Below are 17,009 nucleotides of genomic sequence, written 5' to 3' on the forward strand. Positions count from 1 at the left end.
CGGAGAGTCGTCCTCGTAGTGGGCTACTCGGACGATTCGACAACGCAGCGTGGGGGCACCTCCCAGCGGAGCTGGGGGAGTGCCGTGCCTGGGGGTACCTCCCAGCGCAGCTGGGGGAGCCGTGGGGTGGGGGCACCCCCGGCCGAAGGTTGGGGGAGGGCATTTGACGACACGGCCTAGCCCTGGACGACGCCCGGCCAGTCGGCGTAGCGGATGCGGGAGATCTCCAGGACCTCGCCGGTCGTGCCCCACTCGTCCTTGCCGAGGCGGGCCAGCGGGCGGAGCTTGCGGACATCGGGGTGGCCCTCGGCCATCGCCGCTTCGGAGACCGCGGCGTGCACGACACGGCCGAAGACCACGGTGGAGTCGCCGAGGGTGACCGTGCTGTGCAGTTCGCACTCCAGGGCGACGGGCGAGGCGGCCACGCGCGGCGGCTTGACGGCACGGCTGGGCTCGCGGGCGATGCCGACCGCGTCGAACTCGCTGACGCCGCGCGGGAAGTCGGTGGCGGTGGCGTTGATCTGCTCGAAGAGGTGCTCGGGCGCGAGGTTGACCACGAACTGCCGGGTCTCCTCGATGTTGCGCAGCGAGTCCTTCCGTCCGACGGAGGTGAACTGCACCACCGGCGGGCTGACGCACGCGACGGTGAAGAAGGAGTGCGGTGCGAGGTTGGCCGTCCCCGCCTCGCTGAGCGTCGAGACCCAGGCGATGGGGCGCGGGACGACCACCGAGGTCAGGAGCTTGTAGAACGGGGTCCGGCCCATGGCCTCGGGATCGAAGTCGATACGCATGGCGCCCAGTATCCCGGTCGCCGTCCGCGCCGGGTCACCAGGACACCTCGCGGATGGTCGCCTTGCTCTGCGGGGTGGTGGTGGCGACGATCTCGGAGCGGTGCCGGTCGCCGGAGAACGTGACCGTCAACTGCTGCGCCCCGGCGCGCCGGGTGGAGACGGTGAACCCGCTGGCGGGCACGGCCGAGACGAGGCACACGGCGTCCTCGCCGAAGCGCACCGAGGCCTGGCCGCCCTGGGACTGCAGGGTGTGGACGCCCGCGCCGCCGGTGCCGCAGTCGACGGGCGTGGCGGACGGGGGGCGGGCGGTGCGGGTGGCGGGCGGGGTGGTGACCGGCCGGACCGGGGTCCGGGTGGGCCGGCGCACGGTGGTGCGGTCGGGGGTGCGCTTCGCGGCCGGGGACGCCGGTGCGGAGTGCGAGGGAGAGGGGGAGGGGGAGGGAGGTTGCGCCGCGGAGGGGCTGCCGGCGGCGAGCGCGCTCTCGGGGACGTCCCGCGCGACGGGCGGCGTCGGGCGCGTCGAGCCCACCACGAAGCCCACGGTGAGCATGACCGCGGTCACGCTGACCGCGGTGCACGAGAGCCATATGACGACGTAGCGCAGGTACCGGGGCACGCCGCCATCTTTCCCGACCGGCTACTGTCCCTCCACATGGCATCCGTACTCCTGGTCGAGGACGACCCCGCGATACGCGCGCGGCTGGTCGAGGTGCTGACCGCACACGGCCACGTGGTCCACAGCTCGGCCTACGGTTTCGAGGCGCTGCGGCAGGCGGCGCAGCGCCCGCCGGACGCGGTGGTGCTCGACCTCGGGCTGCCGGACCTGGACGGGGTGGACGTGCTGCGGATGCTGCGCGGCATCTCGCGGGTCCCGGTGCTCGTCACGACCGCCCGCGACGAGGACAGCGAGGTGATCCGGGTGCTGAACGCGGGCGCCGACGACTACCTCGTGAAGCCGTTCTCCGGGGGCCAGTTGGTGGCCCGGCTGACGGCGGTGCTGCGCCGCTCGGCGATGGCGCCGGCGCCGCAGCCGCAGGGCCCGGCCCCGGAGGGCCCGGCCGGCGGGCTGCGGGTGGGCGGTCTGCTGATCGACGTACCGGCCCGGGTGGCGTACCACGACGGGCTGGAACTGCGCCTGACCAGACGGGAGTTCGACCTGCTCGCCTATCTGGCCGAGCACGCCGGCCGGGTGGTGCCGCGCGGCCGCATCCTGGCGGACGTGTGGCAGCAGTCCTACGTGGAGGACCAGACGATCGACGTCCATCTGTCGGCGCTGCGCCGCAAGCTGGGCGAGCGGGCCTCGCAGCCGCGCTACCTGCACACCGTCCGGGGGGTCGGCATCAAGCTGGTGACGCCGCGATGAGACGCGCCCTGGCGGGGGTGGCGCTGGCGGTGACGTCGATGGTGGCGCTGTCGTTCCTGATCCCGCTGGCCCTGCTGGTGCAGTCCGAGGCCCGTACGCGGGCGACCACCGTCGCCGAGCAGCGGGCCGCTGCGCTGGCGCCGGTGCTGGCCCTGACCACGCGGCCGGCGGACGTCCAGCAGGCGGTGGCGGGGCTGGACTCGGGCGACCACCTGAGCGTGCGGCTGCCCGGCGGGCAGGTGGTCGGCACGGTGCACGCCTCGCAGGAGGCCCTCGACCGGGCGGCCGACGGGCGCCGGACGATGGCCTCGGACACCTCCGCGGGCTGGGTCTACCTCCAGCCGGTGATCCTGGCCCGGGACCGGGTGGCGGTGGTGGAGGCCTTCGTCCCCCGCGCCGATCTGGACCGCGGGGTGAAGGCCTCCTGGGCGATGATGGCGCTGCTGGCGCTGGGCCTGGTGGCGGGGTCGGTGCTCGTCGCGGACCGGCTGGGGGCGCGCGTGGTGCGGGCCTCCCAGGGCCTGTCCCGTGCCTCGCGCTCGCTCGGCGCGGGGGAACTCGGCATCCGGGTCGAGCCGGCCGGGCCGCCCGAACTGCAGGAGGCCGGGGTGGCCTTCAACACCATGGCCGACCGGGTCGTGGAACTGCTCGCCATGGAGCGGGAGCTGGTCGCGGACCTCTCGCACCGGCTGCGGACCCCGCTGACCCGGTTGCAGCTGGAGGCCGAGCGGATCGCGGCGCAGGTCCCCGGCTACCGGGGCGAGGACCTGGAGGCCGCGATCGCGCACCTGGAGAGCGAGCTGGACTCGATCATCGACACGGCCCGCACACCGCTGTCGGCGCCGCCCGAGCGCCCGGGCCGCGCACCGGAGTGCGAGGTGTCGGCCGTGGTGCGCGGGAGGGTCGAGTTCTGGTCCGTCCTGGCGGCGCAGCAGGGACGCGAGTGCCGCCTGGAGGCGACGGCGGAGGAGACCGCGGTGCCGCTCGGCGAGGACGACCTCGCGGCGGTCGTCGACGCGTTGATCGGCAACGTGTTCCGGCACACCCCGCAGGGCACGGCGCTCGCGGTCACGGTGGCCAGGGCCGGCCGGGCGGTGCTGCTCACGGTGGACGACGCGGGGCCGGGGATCAGCGACCCGGACACCGCCCGGGCCCGCGGGGTGAGCGTCGGCGGGTCCACGGGCCTCGGGCTGGACATCGTGCAGCGGACGGCGGCCGCCGCCGGCGGCGGCATGGAGATCAGCAGGGGCCCGCTGGGCGGCGCGAGGGTGCGGGTGACGCTCGGGCTCGCCGGCGGGCCGCCTGTGGGGGGATGGAAAGCGGCCCGACGCACGAGGCGTCACCCGCACCCGGCCTGAGGCCGACCGGCCGCCCCAGCTGACCGGCCGGTCGGCGGTTCAGCGGGGCGTGCCGAAGTCCTGGGTCCACCAGGGACCGTTGGACGACGTGTTCACGCCGACCCCGATCTGCTCGAAGTCGCAGTTGAGGATGTTCGCCCGGTGCCCCTCGCTGTGCATCCAGGCGTCCATCACGGCGGCGGCGGTCTGCTGGCCGACGGCTATGTTCTCGCCGAGCCTCGACCACGGGTACCCGGCGGCGTCGACGCGCCCGGCCATGGTGGAACCGTCGGGGCCGGTGTGGGAGAGGACGCCGGAGCGGGCCATCACGTCCGTGTAGTCCTGGGCGGCGTCGGTGAGCCGCGACTCCAGCGTCACCGGGCGGCATCCGGCGGACGCCCGCTCGACGTTGACCAGCCGGACGATCTCCGCGACGACGGAGTCCTCGGCGCCGGACTTCGGGGGCTGCGCCGTGACGGTCGTCCTGGCCGGTGACGGGGTCACCGTGCGGGTCGGCGTGGCGGAGGGCCGCGGTGCGCGGGTGTGCCGCGAGGCCGGCTTGCGCCGCTCCGGGGGGGCGGACGGGCTGGGGCTCGCGGTCGTCGGACCGGGGCTCGCTGTCTCCGGGAGCGCGTCGGAGGCGACGGGGTCGTCACCCTCCCGGTCGCCGGCCGCGAGCGGGGCCTTGTCCTTGCCGCCGACGTGGTTCCCGAACTGCGCACTGGTCCCGGCCAGGGCGCCCGCGGCCACCGTCGCCACGGCGGCGGCCAGCGGCCAGGACCGCGCCGAACCGGCGCGGCGTCGTTTCCTGTGGGAACTCATGCTCGGGGTACCTCCGGACGACGGGACTTCACCGGGCACGTCCGAACGCGATGTGCCGGGCACTGTGACCCTAGGCGCCCCGGGCGGAGAACTCGCCGGTCGGGAGCGGATCTTCAAGAACACATAAGGCTGCGCTCAGGTAGGACACCGGTTCCCCGGGCCCTTCCCGTCCGCGGTGTGGGAACCGTCACACGGGCCCGCGATGGGTGTCAGCACCCATATCGGCCCGCTTCGCCCGGATGAAAGGATGAGGCTCCACGGGGGACGAAACGGACGAGGAACCGGGCGGCGGTGTGCCGTCCGTGAAGGGATTCGAGCTGTGCCAGCTCCGCGGATGAGCACGACACCATTGCCGGGCATCGGTGTCCGGTACGACCTCACCACGCGGGACCGGCGCCATCTGTCGGTGGTCGCCCACCGCGACGGGTCGCGGACGGTGAACGTGTACCGCGCCGACGACCCGGACGCGTGCGCGCAGTCGCTGCGGCTGACCGGGGCCGAGGCCATGTCGCTGATCGACGCGCTGATGCCGACGCACCACAGCCCCAACCTGCTGCACACCACCGACCTCGGCCTGGTCGCGGAGCGCATCGAACTGCCCGTCACCTCGCACTGGAACGGCCGCCTGCTCGGCGAGACCCGGATGCGCACGGACACCGGCGCCTCCATCGTCGCCGTGCTGCGCAGGGCGGACGCGATCCCCTCCCCCGCACCGGACTTCCGCCTGTCCGGCGGCGACACGCTGATCGTCATCGGCACCCGCGAGGGCGTCGAGGCCGCCGCCGCGATACTCGGGCGGGAGTGAGCCCTTGCACTCCGCGGTCTTCCTCATCGAGTTCGGCGCCATCATCCTCGGTCTCGGCCTGCTCGGCCGGGTCGCCGGACGGTTGCGCTTCTCCCCCATCCCCCTCTACCTGCTGGCCGGTCTCGCCTTCGGCGAGGGCGGGATCCTGCCGCTGGGCACCAGTGAGGAGTTCGTGGCGATCGGCGCCGAGATCGGCGTCATCCTGCTGCTGTTGATGCTCGGCCTGGAGTACACCGCGAGCGACCTGATCGGGAACCTGCGGACGCAGTACCCGTCGGGACTGGTCGACATCGCGTTCAACGCGCTGCCGGGCGCGGTGGCGGCGCTGCTGCTCGGCTGGGGCCCGGTCGCCGCGGTGGTGCTGGCGGGCGTCACCTGGATCTCCTCCTCCGGGGTCATCGCCAAGGTGCTGGGCGACCTCGGGCGGCTCGGCAACCGCGAGACGCCGGTCATCCTGAGCATCCTGGTCCTGGAGGACCTGGCGATGGCGGTCTACCTGCCGATCCTCACCGCCCTGCTGGCCGGGGTCGGCTGGGCGGCGGGCAGTGTGACGCTGGCCGTGGCGCTGGGCGCCGCCGGCCTGGTGCTGCTGGTCGCGGTCCGCTTCGGGCGGGTCATCTCCCGCTTCGTCTCCAGCGACGACCCGGAGAAGCTGCTGCTCGTGGTGCTGGGCCTGACGCTGCTGGTGGCGGGCATCGCCCAGCAGTTGCAGGTGTCGGCGGCGGTGGGCGCGTTCCTGGTGGGCATCGCCCTGTCCGGGGAGGTCGCCGAGGGCGCCCACTCGCTGCTGAGCCCGCTGCGGGACCTGTTCGCGGCCGTGTTCTTCGTGTTCTTCGGTCTGCACACCGACCCGGCGAGCATCCCGCCCGTCCTGCTGCCCGCGCTGGCGCTGGCGGTCGTCACCGCGCTCACCAAGATCGCCACCGGGTACTGGGCGGCACGCCGCGCCGGGGTCGCGGTGCGCGGCAGGTGGCGGGCGGGCGGCGCGCTCGTGGCGCGGGGCGAGTTCTCCATCGTCATCGCGGGGCTCGGCGTCACGGCGGGCATCGAACCGGCGCTGGGCCCGCTGGCCACCGCGTACGTCCTGCTGCTGGTGGTCTTCGGCCCGCTGACGGCCCGCTTCACCGAGCCGCTGGCCCGCGCGCTGACGGGCCGCCGCGCCCCGGTGCGCAAGAGCGGCGCCGAGCCGGAGCGTACCCCGACCCCCGTCGCCGGGGACTGACCCCGCGGCGGGGCCCGGTCCCCGCACGTCACCCCGAGAGGAGGCCCTGGGCCGTGTCGCTGTTCTGGCGGATCTTCCTGCTCAACGCCGTCGTACTGGCGGTGGCGACGACGCTGCTGCTGGGGCCGGTCACGGTCTCCTCCCCCGTCCTGCCGGCCGAGGCGGCGGTGGTCGTGGCGGGCCTGGCCGCGATGCTGGTCGCCAACGCCGTGCTGCTGCGCGTCGGGCTGGCGCCGCTGCGCCGGCTGACCCGCGCCATGGCGGCGGCGGACCTGCTGCGGCCCGGCAGCCGGCCGGCCGCCGCCGGGCACGGGGAGGTCGCCGAGCTCATCACGACGTTCAACACCATGCTCGACCGGCTGGAGAGCGAACAGGCCGCCGGCAGCGCCCGCGTGCTGTCCGGCCAGGAGGCGGAGCGGCAGCGCATCGCGCAGGAACTCCACGACGAGGTCGGGCAGACGCTCACCGCCGTGCTCCTGCAGCTCAAGCACGTCACCGAACTGGCCCCCGGCCCGCTGCGCGAGGAACTGCACCAGGTCCGCGAGACCACCCGCGGGAGCCTGGAGGAGATCCGCCGCATCGCGCGCCGGCTGCGGCCCGGGGTCCTGGAGGAACTCGGCCTGCCGAGCGCGCTGCGCGCGCTGACCGCCGAGTTCACCTCGCCGGCGCTGGCGGTGGCGCTGCGCCTCGACCCCGAACCGCCCGCCCTGGACGAGCAGACCGAGCTGGTCCTGTACCGGGTCGCCCAGGAGGGCCTCACCAACACCGCGCGCCATGCGGGCGCGGCCCGGGTGGAACTGCGGCTGGAACGCACCGCGGGCGGCACGCGCCTGACCGTCCGCGACGACGGCAAGGGTCTCGGCGCCGCGCCGGAGGGCGCCGGGATCCGGGGGATGCGCGAACGCGCCCTGCTGGTCGGGGCACGGCTCACGCTCGGCCCCGGACCGGGCGGTCGCGGTACCGAGGTACGGCTGGACGTACCCGCGCCCGAGGAGGACCACTGACCGTGCCCGAGGCGGCGAAGACCCGCATCCTGCTCGCCGACGACCACGCGCTGGTGCGCCGTGGGGTGCGGATGATCCTCGACGACGAACCGGACCTGACCGTCGTCGCGGAGGCCGGGGACGGCGCCGAGGCCATCGAGCAGGCCCGCGCCCACGAACTCGACCTGGCGGTCCTGGACATCGCGATGCCCCGCCTCACCGGACTCCAGGCGGCCCGCGAACTGTCCCGGCTGCGTCCCGGGCTGCGCATCCTCATGCTGACGATGCACGACAACGAGCAGTTCTTCTTCGAGGCGCTGCGCGCCGGGGCCAGCGGCTACGTCCCGAAGTCCGTCGCCGACCGCGACCTCGTGGAGGCCTGCCGGGCGGCGGTGCGTGACGAGCCGTTCATCTACCCGGGCGCCGTCACCGCGCTCGTGCGCAACCTGCTGGAACGCGCCCGGCAGGGCGAGCCGCTGCCCGCCCGGGCCGTCACCGACCGGGAGGAGGAGATCCTGAAGCTGGTCGCCGAGGGCCACACCTCCAAGGAGATCGCCGACATCCTCTTCATCAGCGCCAAGACGGTCGAACGCCACCGTGCCAACATCCTGCAGAAGCTGGGCCTGCGCGACCGGCTGGAACTCACCCGGTACGCGATCCGGGCCGGGCTGATCGAACCGTGAGCGGAGGAACGATGGGCAGCTGGGGCAGCGGCAACTTCGACGGGGACACGGCGGCGGACCATCTGTCGCTGCTCACCGCGCGGCTGGTCCGCGAGGTCGAGGACGCCGTGGCCGGCGCGCCGGGGACGTTGGAGCCCGACGAGTACTGGGGCGTGGCCGTGCCCTGCAACGTGGAACTGCTCCACCTGATCGCCGGCCGGGGCTGGGCGGGCGCGGTGCTGCCCGCGGCCGCGACGGTCCACCGGTGGAAGGCGGCGCACCTCGCCGCCTGGGACGCGGCGATCGACGACCTGGAACCCTCGCCGGAGTACCGCGCCGAGCGGCGCGCGGTCCTCGTCCGCACCTTCGACGCGCTGGCGGAACTCGCCGCGCACGGGGCGTAGTCGTCACCGGGCCCCGGGAGGCGGGGACGGCGTCAGGCCGCCTCGCGCGCGGGCGCCGCCGGTTCGCCGTCCCGGGGACCGCGCGGCGCGGGGCGGTGGGGCAGCGTCACCAGCGCCGTGCCCAGGGCGAAGGCCGGCGCGGCCAGGGTGGGGAACCGGCCGTCGGGGGCGAGGCCGTGCACCGACCAGTGGGCGAGGGCGGCCGTGCTGCACGCGAGGCCCGCCCAGAGGAGGGCGGGGCGGTCCTGGCGCGCGCCGGGTGGCGGTGCCACGGCGGCGGACAGCCGGGCCAGCGCGCGTTCCAGCGGGCGCAGTACGGCCAGCACGCCCGCCATGAACACCGCGAGGACCAGCAGCCACGGCACGCGGAGCGCCCACCAGGCGGCGCCGCCCAAGGGTGCGTCGGGGGCGACGCCGGCCAGGTAGAACACCGCCACGAGCAGCACGGGCAGCATGTGCCACAGGTACAGCGTCATGCTCGCGCGGCCCAGGAAGGCGACGGCCCGGCCGACGCGTACGCCGCGCAGGGCCCGCCGGACGGCCGGCGCGGCCAGCAGGCACGCGCCCGCCTGGGCCACCACCCAGGCCAGCATGGCGGGCGACGGGGGGTCGGCGTTGCCGACGGTCTGTCCGGTGACCCGGATCAGGCTCACCGGGTACGGCCCGAGGGTGGTCAGCGCCGCGAAGGCCAGCGCGCCGCCGGCCGCCATCCCGGCGGCGTGCCCGCGCGTCAACCGTCCGTCGCGCCAGCAGAACCCGAGCTGGTACGCCACGCCCCAGACGAGTACGTAGTCGACCAGCCCGGCGGACGCCGGCGCGCCCGCCGTCACGAGCGAACCCACCACGACGGCGACCGCGCCCATCACCGCGGGCACCCACAGCCCCCAGCGCCGGTGCGCCGCGTGCAGCACCGGGGTCAGGGCGCTGAGCAGCAGATAGACCGGCAGGAACCAGAACTGCATGGCCATCGCCCATCCCGCGAGAGCGAGCGTGGGCCGGTCCACACCGGCCGCCGAGCAGATCGCGACGGCGAGCAGCACCAGCCCGCAGTAGGCGGCCGCGGGCAGCAGCAGGCGCAGGGCCCGGCGGGCCACCCAGGGGGCAGCCGTGCCGCCCGCCGCCCGGGTACGCGCCCAGGAACCGCCCGCGGCGTGGCCCCCGGCGAGGAAGAACAGCGGCATGATCTGGAAGCCCAGGGTGAGCCACTGCGTCCAGGGGACCTCCGCCAGGAGCTCGGGCGCCACGACGCCCCCGCCCGGCTCGCGGACGAGAGCGGTGATCAGCCAGTGGCCGAGCACGACCATGCAGATCGCCAGGGCCCGCAGGAAGTCGACGTACCGGTCTCGCTCCATGTCCGGCCATGGTGCCCGACCCCCGCGCACGGCGCCGCGGTTGGCGTCGGCCGCAACCGTTTCGTGGCCGCAGCGCAACCTGACCGGGGTAAATCGCTTGCGGGGCCTGTGTGTCGGGGCGAGGCTGACCGGTCGGCCGCCGTTCGGCCGGTCGCGAGGAGAGGGAGTCGCTGGTGACGGGCGAGGAGCAACGGGACGTTCCGCTGTGGCGGTTGGCGGACCTGGTGACGCCGATGGCGCTGCGCACGGCGGCGACGCTCAAGGTGGCGGACCGTCTGGCGGACGGTCCCCGTACGGCAACCGAGCTGGCGCAGGACACCGGCGCCGACTCGGGCGCGCTGGACCGGCTGCTGCGGCACCTGGCCGGTGCCGGGGTGGTCACCCGGGACGGCGGTGGGCGGTACGCGCTGACGGCGCGCGGCGAGGAGCTGCGGTCCGACCATCCGGGCGGGCTGCGGGAGTGGCTGGACACCGAAGGAGGCCTCGGCCGGGCCGAACTGGCCTTCGTCCAGCTGCCGCACAGCGTGCGCACGGGCACGGCCGCCTTCCCGCGGCAGTACGGCCGCGGGTTCTGGGAGGACCTGGCGGCGGACGGGGAACGGACCCGCTCCTACGACCGGCAGATGGGGGTGGACGTCGCGGCGTGGGCGACCGCGCTGGTCCCGGCGTACGACTGGGGCGCGCTCGGGCACGTCGTCGACGTGGGCGGAGGCAACGGGACGCTGCTCGCGGCGCTGCTGACCGCCTTCCCCGAGCTGCGCGGCACCGTGCTGGACCAGCCCGCCACGGCCGACGCGGCCCGCGCGACGCTGGCGGCGGCCGGGCTCGGCGACCGCGGCGACGTGGTCGCGGGCAGCTTCTTCGAGACCCTGCCCAGGGGGGCCGGCGGTTACCTGCTCTGCGCGATCCTGCACGACTGGGACGACGACGCGGCACGGGCCGTCCTGCGCCGCTGCGCCGAGGCCGCCGGGGAGCACGGCCGGGTCCTCGTCGTGGAGAAGGTGGGCGCCGACCGGGAGTCGACCGTGACCGCGATGGACCTGCGCATGCTGGTGTACTTCGGCGGCCGGGAACGCGGGGTGGCCGCGCTGACCGCGCTCGGCGCGGACGCGGGCCTGCGGGTCTCGTCGGTCCGCACGGCGGGGGACATCGGCATCGTCGAGTTCACGGCCGCCTGAACCCCGCGACGGCGTCCGCCGGTTCCGCGCGCCCAGTGGGTCGCGGAGGGAACGCGAGGCCCTGGCCACGCACCCGGCCACCCCGGGCCCGCACGACCGGCTCAAGGGCGCGGGGCGGTGCCCGAGCCCGTCGCGCGCCGCCGACCGGCATCGGTGCCGGCGGCACCGCACGGCCGGTGCGGCGCCGAACAGCGCCCCGCACGCCGCGACCCGACGCGTCATGGTCAGATCGGCACCGGCAGCCGCGACGCCGCCGACCCGCGGTCCCTCACCGCAGCGTCGGCACCGCGCCGCCCTCCGCACGGGTGACCTCGACGCCGGGGAGGCCGCGGGTCCACGCCGCGGCGATCCGGGCGAGGCCGGCCGCGTCGGGCGGAACGGGGCCGAGGCCGACGGCGTAGTGGGCGGAACGGGGCGTGGTGCGGAACGGGCGGGGCCAGGCGTGGACGCCGCCGGTGCCGGCGTCCTCCAGCGCGGTGAGCAGCGCCCTGACACGCCCCCGGACCCTGCCGAGGGTGTCCTCGAACTCCTCCTCCGTCGCCCCGTGCACCGCCAGCACCGCCCAGGCCGCGTGGCGGCGGTGCGGCGGCGGGCCGGCCGGAACGGACAGCGGGCCGGCTCCCGTACCGGCCGCGGACTCCAGCGACTCCCAGGCGCGGTAGAGCTCCTGGACGAGCAGGTCGCGGCCGTCCGGGCCGACCTGTGCGCTGCACAGCCGGACGGGCTCGGTGGGGGTGGCGATGGAGACCGCCGGGCCCGGTGCCACGGCGGCGCCCACCGGTTGACGCCAGTCCCAGGCGGCCCAGGTCGCGAAGAAGTGCCGGAGCAGGTCGGTGCCTGCCGCGCTGGGGGCGTCGTGGACGGTGCGGGCGGCGAGCAGCGCCCAGGCCAGGCCGGGCAGGCCGCCGAAGGGCGCGGAGTCCAGGCCGCGTGCCCGGGCCCAGGCCTTCACCTCTCGGGCGAGACCCGCGAAGCGGCCCTGGTCCCCGGCGAGTTCGAGGACGGCGTCGGCGTCGCTGACGGCGCTCAGCGCGACGGCGGCGGCCTCCCCCAGTTCGGCGCGGCGGTCCACGGCCTCGGCGGGGTCGAGGCCGCCGGTGGCGACGACGACCAGGTCGACGTCGAGGGCGCCGACGCGGAAGCGCAGTCCCGGCACGCGGGCTCCGGTCACCTTCCGCACGCGGGTGGCCTCCGGCAGCGCGGCCGTGACCCTGGCCCGGACCGCGCCCAGGTCGGCGCTGCCCGGCAGCGCCGCGACGAGGTCGAGGTCGGCGCCGGGGAGCGCGCAGCCCATGCGACGGGAGCCGGCGAGGTGGACCACGCCGTCGTCCAGGGCGGCGGCCACGCGCCGCGCGGTCTCCCGGGCGTGCGGGAGGTCGTCCTCGCGTGTGACGGGATCCGCCTCGGCGGCGTCGGGCACCCAGCGCAGTTCCCCCGTGCCGAGGGCGACGGAGGCACGGACCCGCATCGGTTCGTCGCCGCGCCGCGAGAGCAGGACGAGTTCGCCGACCTGTGCCGTCGCCCCGCCCAGCCGGGCCGCGCAGTCGGCCGCGACCCGCAGCGGGTCCCGGGTGCGGCCGAGCGACAGGTGCGGGGTGAAGCCCTCGGCGCGGCCCCGGCAGCGGGGGAAGCGGCGGGCGAGGGCGTGCCGGAGCGCCGTCCAGGAGGCGCCGTCGCCGGCCGCCGGGTCCAGCCAGACGGTGGCGTCCTCGCGGTGCCCGAAGGTGTGCACCCCGTCGAGGCGTGCGGTGAAGGGCGGTACGCCGGCCGCGGCCAGGGACAGCAGGGGTGCCGCGCGCTCGAACGCGGCCTCGGGCACGTAGCCGAAGAGCAGGTTGACGTGCGGCGGCCAGCGGTGGATCTGCGGGTCGTGGTCGCGGCGGACGGCCTGGAGGGCGGGCCACAGCTCGTCCGGCGGCAGCCAGGAGACGGCGGTGCGGGCGGTGGGCGGCACGTCCAGGACGTCCTCGGTGTCGTCCTCGGTCCCGGCGGTGAGGGAGAGGGTGACCTGCACGCCGTAGTGGTCGGAGACGAACAGGCCGTCCTCCGTGGGGGTGTCGCCGTGCAGGGCCGCGCCGGTGACGCGGGGTCCCCCCGCACGCAGCAGGACCCGGTCGAGCCGGGAGGCACGGCCGCTGAGCGAGGAGACCGCGGCAAGCGGATTGGCGGCCGGGTCGAAGGTGGGGGTGCGGTCGTGCGGCCCGTGCGCCTCGGTCCAGGCGTCGCGCAGGCCGAGGGCGAACGCCGGCCCGTCGCCTCCGTCGTTGAAGTCGCCGAGCAGCAGCAGGGCGCCTTCGACGCCGGCCAGTCCCTCGGCGAGCCGCGCGAGTTCGGCCTGCCTGCGGGCCGGGCCGTCGTCGGAGTGGTCGCTGCTGAGGTGCGTGGCCGCGACCACCAGCGGTCCGGCGGAGGTGTCGACGGTGATCGCGGCGACGGCCTTGTGCGGGCCGAGGGTGTGCCGGGCAGCCTCCCGTACGGGCAGCCGGCTGAGCAGCAGCACCCCGGCGTCATCGGTGTCACGTCCGGCCGGGTCGGTGCCGAGGGTGTAGCGGGAGCGCACCCAGTCGGTCCGCAGCAGCATGTCCAGCAGCGCGGACTCGACCTCCTGGAGGGCGATGACGTCGGCGTCCGCCTCCTCGAGCGCGCGCAGCAGCAGGGGACGCCGGCGGACGGTGTCGATGCGGTGGCTGTCGTACCGGTCCCACAGGGTGTTCCAGGTCAGGACGCGCAGCCGGCCGCCGTCCGCCGTCCCGGCCCGCCCGGGGGCCGGCCGCCCGGCGGGGCGCCAGGTCCGGCCGCCGTCGTCCCAGGCGTGCGGGACGCGGGCCGTGAAGAACGGCGGGCGCAGCAGGCGCGGGTCGCCGACGCGTCCGGCGTCGGTGGCGTCGATGCGGTCGGTGCCGGTGGCCCGGTCCCAGACGCGTTCGCCGTCCGCCTCGACGAACAGCACGCGGTGCCAGGGGATGTCGCCGCCCGGCACGAACGCGGGCAGCGGGATGCGCGCGGGCGGGGCGCCGCGCTGGTGCACGCCGATCACGAACCGGGCCGGGTCGAACCGGGCGTCCCAGCGCACGCGGTGGTAGATCTCCTCGCTGGTGCGCATGTCACGCCTCCTGTCCGGTCGCGGCGCCGCCGAGCGAGCCGTCGATGTCCTCGACGGTGCCGCCCGCGCCGACGTACCAGGTGCGGTGGGCCTCGCCGGGGTAGGGCGGGGTGAACCGGCGGGCCTGCGCGGTCAGTACGACCGGCGGCACCGGGTGGGCGCGGCCGGCGTTGCGGCGGGCCAGTTCCTCCTCGTCGACGGGGGTCACCACGTGCGTGACCAGGGCGTCGCGGCGGCGGGCCACCGCGTGCACCAGGGAGCGCTGGTGCGGGTTGAGGGACGTCGCGTCCCACACCACCGTCGCACGCCCGGCCAGGGCGGTGTCGAGCCGGCGCAGGCCTTCGCGCAGGACGTCGGCGTTGGCGCGCTGGTCGGCTCGGGAGCCGCGGGCGAGCCGCAGGTCGTCGAGGGCGATGCGGACGGTGCCGCCGGGCAGCGTGCCGGCGAAGGTGCTCTTGCCGCTGCCCGCGGGTCCCGTCAGGTGGATCAGCCGGGGGAACTCCGCGGAGCGCCACCGCCAGGTGGCGGCAACGGCCTCCTCCGGGCCGGCGATCCGCCCGGCGGCGTACGCGGCGCGCGCCTCGGCCCAGCAGCGGTCGGCGGCCTCGGTGTCCAGCCCGGCGAGGGCCTCGCGCAGCCCGTGGCGCAGCGGGCGCAGCGGGTCGGGGCCGAGCAGGCCGGCCTCCTCGGCGTGCAGCGCCGACCATTCGGCCTGCTCGCGGGCCTCGGCGTCGGGTGCCGTGGCCGCCGCCACGGCGTGCAGCACACCCAGGTCGGCGGCGAGCGCCAGGCGGGCGAGGCCGGCCGCGCGGTCCTCGTCGGGGTACGGGCGGTGCAGGGCGGGGCGGAGTCCGGCCAGGTCGGCCACGCGCCGGGCCTGCGGCATGCCGAGCGGCCCTGCCAGGCGGGCCGCGAGGCGGACCCGCGGGGTGGCGTGCAGCAGGGCGGCCAGCACCCCGCTCAGCCGGGCGTCGCCGGTGCGGCCGAGGGCGTCGAGGCGGCCGCAGACGTCCGCGGCGCGGTCGGCGGCCCCGGAGCCGGTGACGGCGACGCCCACGGCCGCGGAGAGCGCGTCCGCGTCGGGGGCCGCCCCGGAGCGCACCGCCCACAGCGGGGCGGCGGGGCCGAGCCCGTTCTCGACGACGGCGGCGTGCATCCAGTGGGTGCCGGTCGTCACGTGGCCGGCGCGCACCCACTTGGCGACGTGACGGCCGAACTCCCCGTACCGGAAGCCGTCGACGGTGCGGACGACGTAGCCCTCGCGGCGTGCGGTGTCCAGCCGCAGCGCGCGCAGCGCGGCCTCGTCGTAGGTGCCGCGCCACAGCACGGGCGGCACCGGGATGCCCAGCCGCCGCAGGAAGCGCACCGTGCGGTCCCAGTCCAGGCACCGGTCGCCGTCCCAGACGGAGAAGCCGTAGAACCAGCTGTCCAGGTCCTCGTAGGCGACGGAGTGGCGGGCGTGCAGGTTCTCCCCGCACACCCGGAGTCCGGCCGGGAGGAAGGGGCCGATCCGTCCCTGGAGCGCCTTGACCCAGGCGCGGGAGGGATGGTGGCCCGAGTCGAGCGACCTGGCGTGGGTGCCGTCCCGGTAGAGCGTGGTGTTCTCGCCGTCGAGCTTCTCGGTGACGACGACCTCGCGGCCCCGCAGCGCTCCGGGGTCCCCGGCGCGCAGGTCGTCCGCCGAGGCCCCGGGCGACCAGGGCAGGTGCGGTGTGCGTGGATAGTGCGTGCGCATGGTGCCGGTTTCCCCCGTGACGTACTGGTGCGGGCTCACTGTAGGAGCGCGGGAATCCGCGGGCCACCGCTTAACCGGGCGCGCCACCGGGGTGCGGGAAGTCCCGTGGGACGGAGGGTCGGTGTGGGCGTGCCGGCTCCGCGGCCCGGGGCGCGGCGGCGGACGGCCGCCGTCGCGGCGGGCGTCGGGAGCGCCGCAAAATGCGTGGTGGCGGCGGGGGACGGGGGCGATGATGGGCGCGTGACGTTCCTGGAGGTCGCCTGCGACGAGTCGGGCTCCGACGGCGAGAACCTGATCGGCGGGAACACGGATGTCTTCGCCCACGCGGGTGTGTGCGTCGCGGGCGACGCCGCCGCCGGGGCGCTGCGGGAGATACGGGAGCGGATCAGGTCGCCCGCCGAGGAGTACAAGGCCAACCACCTGCTGCGGGAGAAGCACCGCGCGGTACTGGAGTGGCTGCTCGGACCCGCGGGCCCTCTGCACGGTCACGCGTCCGTGCATCTCGTCGACAAGGCGTACTTCGTGCTCGTGGCGGTCCTCGACGTGCTGGCCGGGGGACCGGCCGCGGCGGCCTCGGCGCCGGTGCTGTACCGCGAAGGGCGGGGCACCGTGGACCCGTTGACGTGGCAGGCGTTCCTCCGCGCCGGCAACGACCTGGTGCGCAGGAGGAACCACGAGGAGGGGGAGGCGCCCGTCGACGCCTTCTACCGGGCGCTGGAGGCGTTGCGTCCGGCACCCGGCGGGGACGGCGGTCCGTCCGGGGTCCTCGCGGTGCTGCGGCGGGCGAGGCCCCGGGCGGAGGCGTTCCGGGCCCGGCTGTCGGCGGAGCCGGGGGCGGCCGAACCGTTGGATCCGCTGTTTCCCGCGCTGGAGCACACGGTGGCGCGTTGGGGCGAGGGCGGAGCGCCGGTGCAGGTCGTCCACGACCGGCAGAACACGCTCACCGAGGAACGGATCGCGCGGCTCGGGGCGTCGCTGCCCCCCGGCCGCCGTCTGGCGGGGCTGCGGTTGGCCGAGTCGCGCCATGACCCGAGGATCCAGCTCGCCGACTTCCTCGCGGGGGTCGCGCGGAAACTGGCCTCGGACGAACTCGCGGGCCGCGGGGACCCGGTGCTCACCGGACTGCTGCGTCCCTACGTGGATCCGCTCTCGGTGTGGGGCGACGACCGGAGCTGGTCGCGGCTGGGGCCCCAGCCGCCCGCGGCGCTGCCGGGCCGGCGCCGTCCCGGCCGGCACGGCTGAGCCTCACCGC

Annotated in this window: 15 protein-coding genes; 9 read left to right on the top strand and 6 right to left on the bottom strand. The window is 76.0% G+C overall.

What is annotated here, in order from left to right; genetic code table 11:
- Nucleotides 1-176 precede the first annotated feature (176 nt).
- On the bottom strand, nucleotides 177-791 hold the full coding sequence (locus tag ABZ479_RS37635) for a flavin reductase family protein (RefSeq protein WP_499600795.1): 615 nt from the start codon (nucleotides 789-791) through the stop codon (nucleotides 177-179).
- Nucleotides 792-825: 34 nt separating this feature from the next.
- Nucleotides 826-1,407, bottom strand: a complete 582-nt coding sequence (locus ABZ479_RS37640; RefSeq protein ID WP_500465768.1) for a hypothetical protein — start codon at nucleotides 1,405-1,407, stop codon at nucleotides 826-828.
- Nucleotides 1,408-1,443: 36 nt separating this feature from the next.
- Between ABZ479_RS37640 and ABZ479_RS37645 the strand changes: the two genes are divergently transcribed.
- Entirely contained in the window at nucleotides 1,444-2,154 is a 711-nt protein-coding gene (locus ABZ479_RS37645) for a response regulator transcription factor (RefSeq protein ID WP_500465769.1), read from the top strand.
- Nucleotides 2,151-3,512 (top strand): sensor histidine kinase, encoded by a 1,362-nt coding sequence (locus ABZ479_RS37650; RefSeq protein WP_500465770.1) that lies wholly within the window; start codon nucleotides 2,151-2,153, stop codon nucleotides 3,510-3,512. The genes ABZ479_RS37645 and ABZ479_RS37650 overlap by 4 nt, the downstream gene beginning before the upstream one ends.
- A gap of 39 nt (nucleotides 3,513-3,551) precedes the next feature.
- Here ABZ479_RS37650 and ABZ479_RS37655 read toward each other — a convergent pair whose 3' ends face one another.
- On the bottom strand, nucleotides 3,552-4,313 hold the full coding sequence (locus ABZ479_RS37655) for a CAP domain-containing protein (protein ID WP_500465771.1): 762 nt from the start codon (nucleotides 4,311-4,313) through the stop codon (nucleotides 3,552-3,554).
- 319 nt (nucleotides 4,314-4,632) lie between these two features.
- Here ABZ479_RS37655 and ABZ479_RS37660 point away from each other — a divergent pair, with 319 nt between their 5' ends.
- Genes ABZ479_RS37660 through ABZ479_RS37680 form a run of 5 tightly spaced genes read left to right on the top strand, consistent with a single transcriptional unit; the run spans nucleotide 4,633 to nucleotide 8,389 of the window.
- Entirely contained in the window at nucleotides 4,633-5,118 is a 486-nt protein-coding gene (locus ABZ479_RS37660) for a cation:proton antiporter regulatory subunit (protein WP_499600814.1), read from the top strand.
- A gap of 4 nt (nucleotides 5,119-5,122) precedes the next feature.
- Entirely contained in the window at nucleotides 5,123-6,340 is a 1,218-nt protein-coding gene (locus ABZ479_RS37665; protein ID WP_500465772.1) for a cation:proton antiporter, read from the top strand.
- 53 nt (nucleotides 6,341-6,393) lie between these two features.
- Nucleotides 6,394-7,344, top strand: a complete 951-nt coding sequence (locus ABZ479_RS37670) for a sensor histidine kinase (protein ID WP_500465773.1) — start codon at nucleotides 6,394-6,396, stop codon at nucleotides 7,342-7,344.
- Nucleotides 7,345-7,346: 2 nt separating this feature from the next.
- Nucleotides 7,347-8,006, top strand: coding sequence for a response regulator (locus ABZ479_RS37675; RefSeq protein WP_500465774.1), 660 nt, complete (start codon nucleotides 7,347-7,349; stop codon nucleotides 8,004-8,006).
- Nucleotides 8,003-8,389 (top strand): DUF4259 domain-containing protein, encoded by a 387-nt coding sequence (locus tag ABZ479_RS37680; RefSeq protein WP_500465775.1) that lies wholly within the window; start codon nucleotides 8,003-8,005, stop codon nucleotides 8,387-8,389. The genes ABZ479_RS37675 and ABZ479_RS37680 overlap by 4 nt, the downstream gene beginning before the upstream one ends.
- A 32-nt stretch (nucleotides 8,390-8,421) precedes the next feature.
- Here ABZ479_RS37680 and ABZ479_RS37685 read toward each other — a convergent pair whose 3' ends face one another.
- Nucleotides 8,422-9,741, bottom strand: coding sequence for an acyltransferase family protein (locus tag ABZ479_RS37685; RefSeq protein WP_500465776.1), 1,320 nt, complete (start codon nucleotides 9,739-9,741; stop codon nucleotides 8,422-8,424).
- Between the two features lie 173 nt (nucleotides 9,742-9,914).
- Here ABZ479_RS37685 and ABZ479_RS37690 point away from each other — a divergent pair, with 173 nt between their 5' ends.
- Nucleotides 9,915-10,919 (top strand): methyltransferase, encoded by a 1,005-nt coding sequence (locus ABZ479_RS37690; protein WP_500465777.1) that lies wholly within the window; start codon nucleotides 9,915-9,917, stop codon nucleotides 10,917-10,919.
- A 268-nt stretch (nucleotides 10,920-11,187) separates the two neighbouring features.
- Here ABZ479_RS37690 and ABZ479_RS37695 read toward each other — a convergent pair whose 3' ends face one another.
- Nucleotides 11,188-14,022, bottom strand: coding sequence for a poly(A) polymerase (locus ABZ479_RS37695; RefSeq protein ID WP_500465778.1), 2,835 nt, complete (start codon nucleotides 14,020-14,022; stop codon nucleotides 11,188-11,190).
- A 1-nt stretch (nucleotide 14,023) separates the two neighbouring features.
- On the bottom strand, nucleotides 14,024-15,757 hold the full coding sequence (locus ABZ479_RS37700; protein WP_500465779.1) for an RNA ligase family protein: 1,734 nt from the start codon (nucleotides 15,755-15,757) through the stop codon (nucleotides 14,024-14,026).
- Nucleotides 15,758-15,997: 240 nt separating this feature from the next.
- Here ABZ479_RS37700 and ABZ479_RS37705 point away from each other — a divergent pair, with 240 nt between their 5' ends.
- Nucleotides 15,998-16,999: a hypothetical protein gene (locus ABZ479_RS37705; RefSeq protein WP_500465780.1), complete on the top strand. Its 1,002-nt coding sequence runs from the start codon at nucleotides 15,998-16,000 to the stop codon at nucleotides 16,997-16,999.
- The last annotated feature ends 10 nt before the right edge of the window (nucleotides 17,000-17,009 follow it).

It is taken from the genome of Streptomyces sp. NPDC005722 (genome assembly GCF_040630935.1).
GTDB lineage: Bacteria > Actinomycetota > Actinomycetes > Streptomycetales > Streptomycetaceae > Actinacidiphila.

Bases quoted from the DNA above. Each gene is read 5' to 3' on its own strand.
- ABZ479_RS37700 (WP_500465779.1), bottom strand. From the start codon at position 15,757: ATGCGCACGCACTATCCACGCACACCGCACCTGCCCTGGTCGCCCGGG.
- ABZ479_RS37655 (WP_500465771.1), bottom strand. From the start codon at position 4,313: ATGAGTTCCCACAGGAAACGACGCCGCGCCGGTTCGGCGCGGTCCTGG.
- ABZ479_RS37685 (WP_500465776.1), bottom strand. From the start codon at position 9,741: ATGGAGCGAGACCGGTACGTCGACTTCCTGCGGGCCCTGGCGATCTGC.
- ABZ479_RS37695 (WP_500465778.1), bottom strand. From the start codon at position 14,022: ATGCGCACCAGCGAGGAGATCTACCACCGCGTGCGCTGGGACGCCCGG.
- ABZ479_RS37650 (WP_500465770.1), top strand. From the start codon at position 2,151: ATGAGACGCGCCCTGGCGGGGGTGGCGCTGGCGGTGACGTCGATGGTG.
- ABZ479_RS37635 (WP_499600795.1), bottom strand. From the start codon at position 791: ATGCGTATCGACTTCGATCCCGAGGCCATGGGCCGGACCCCGTTCTAC.
- ABZ479_RS37645 (WP_500465769.1), top strand. From the start codon at position 1,444: ATGGCATCCGTACTCCTGGTCGAGGACGACCCCGCGATACGCGCGCGG.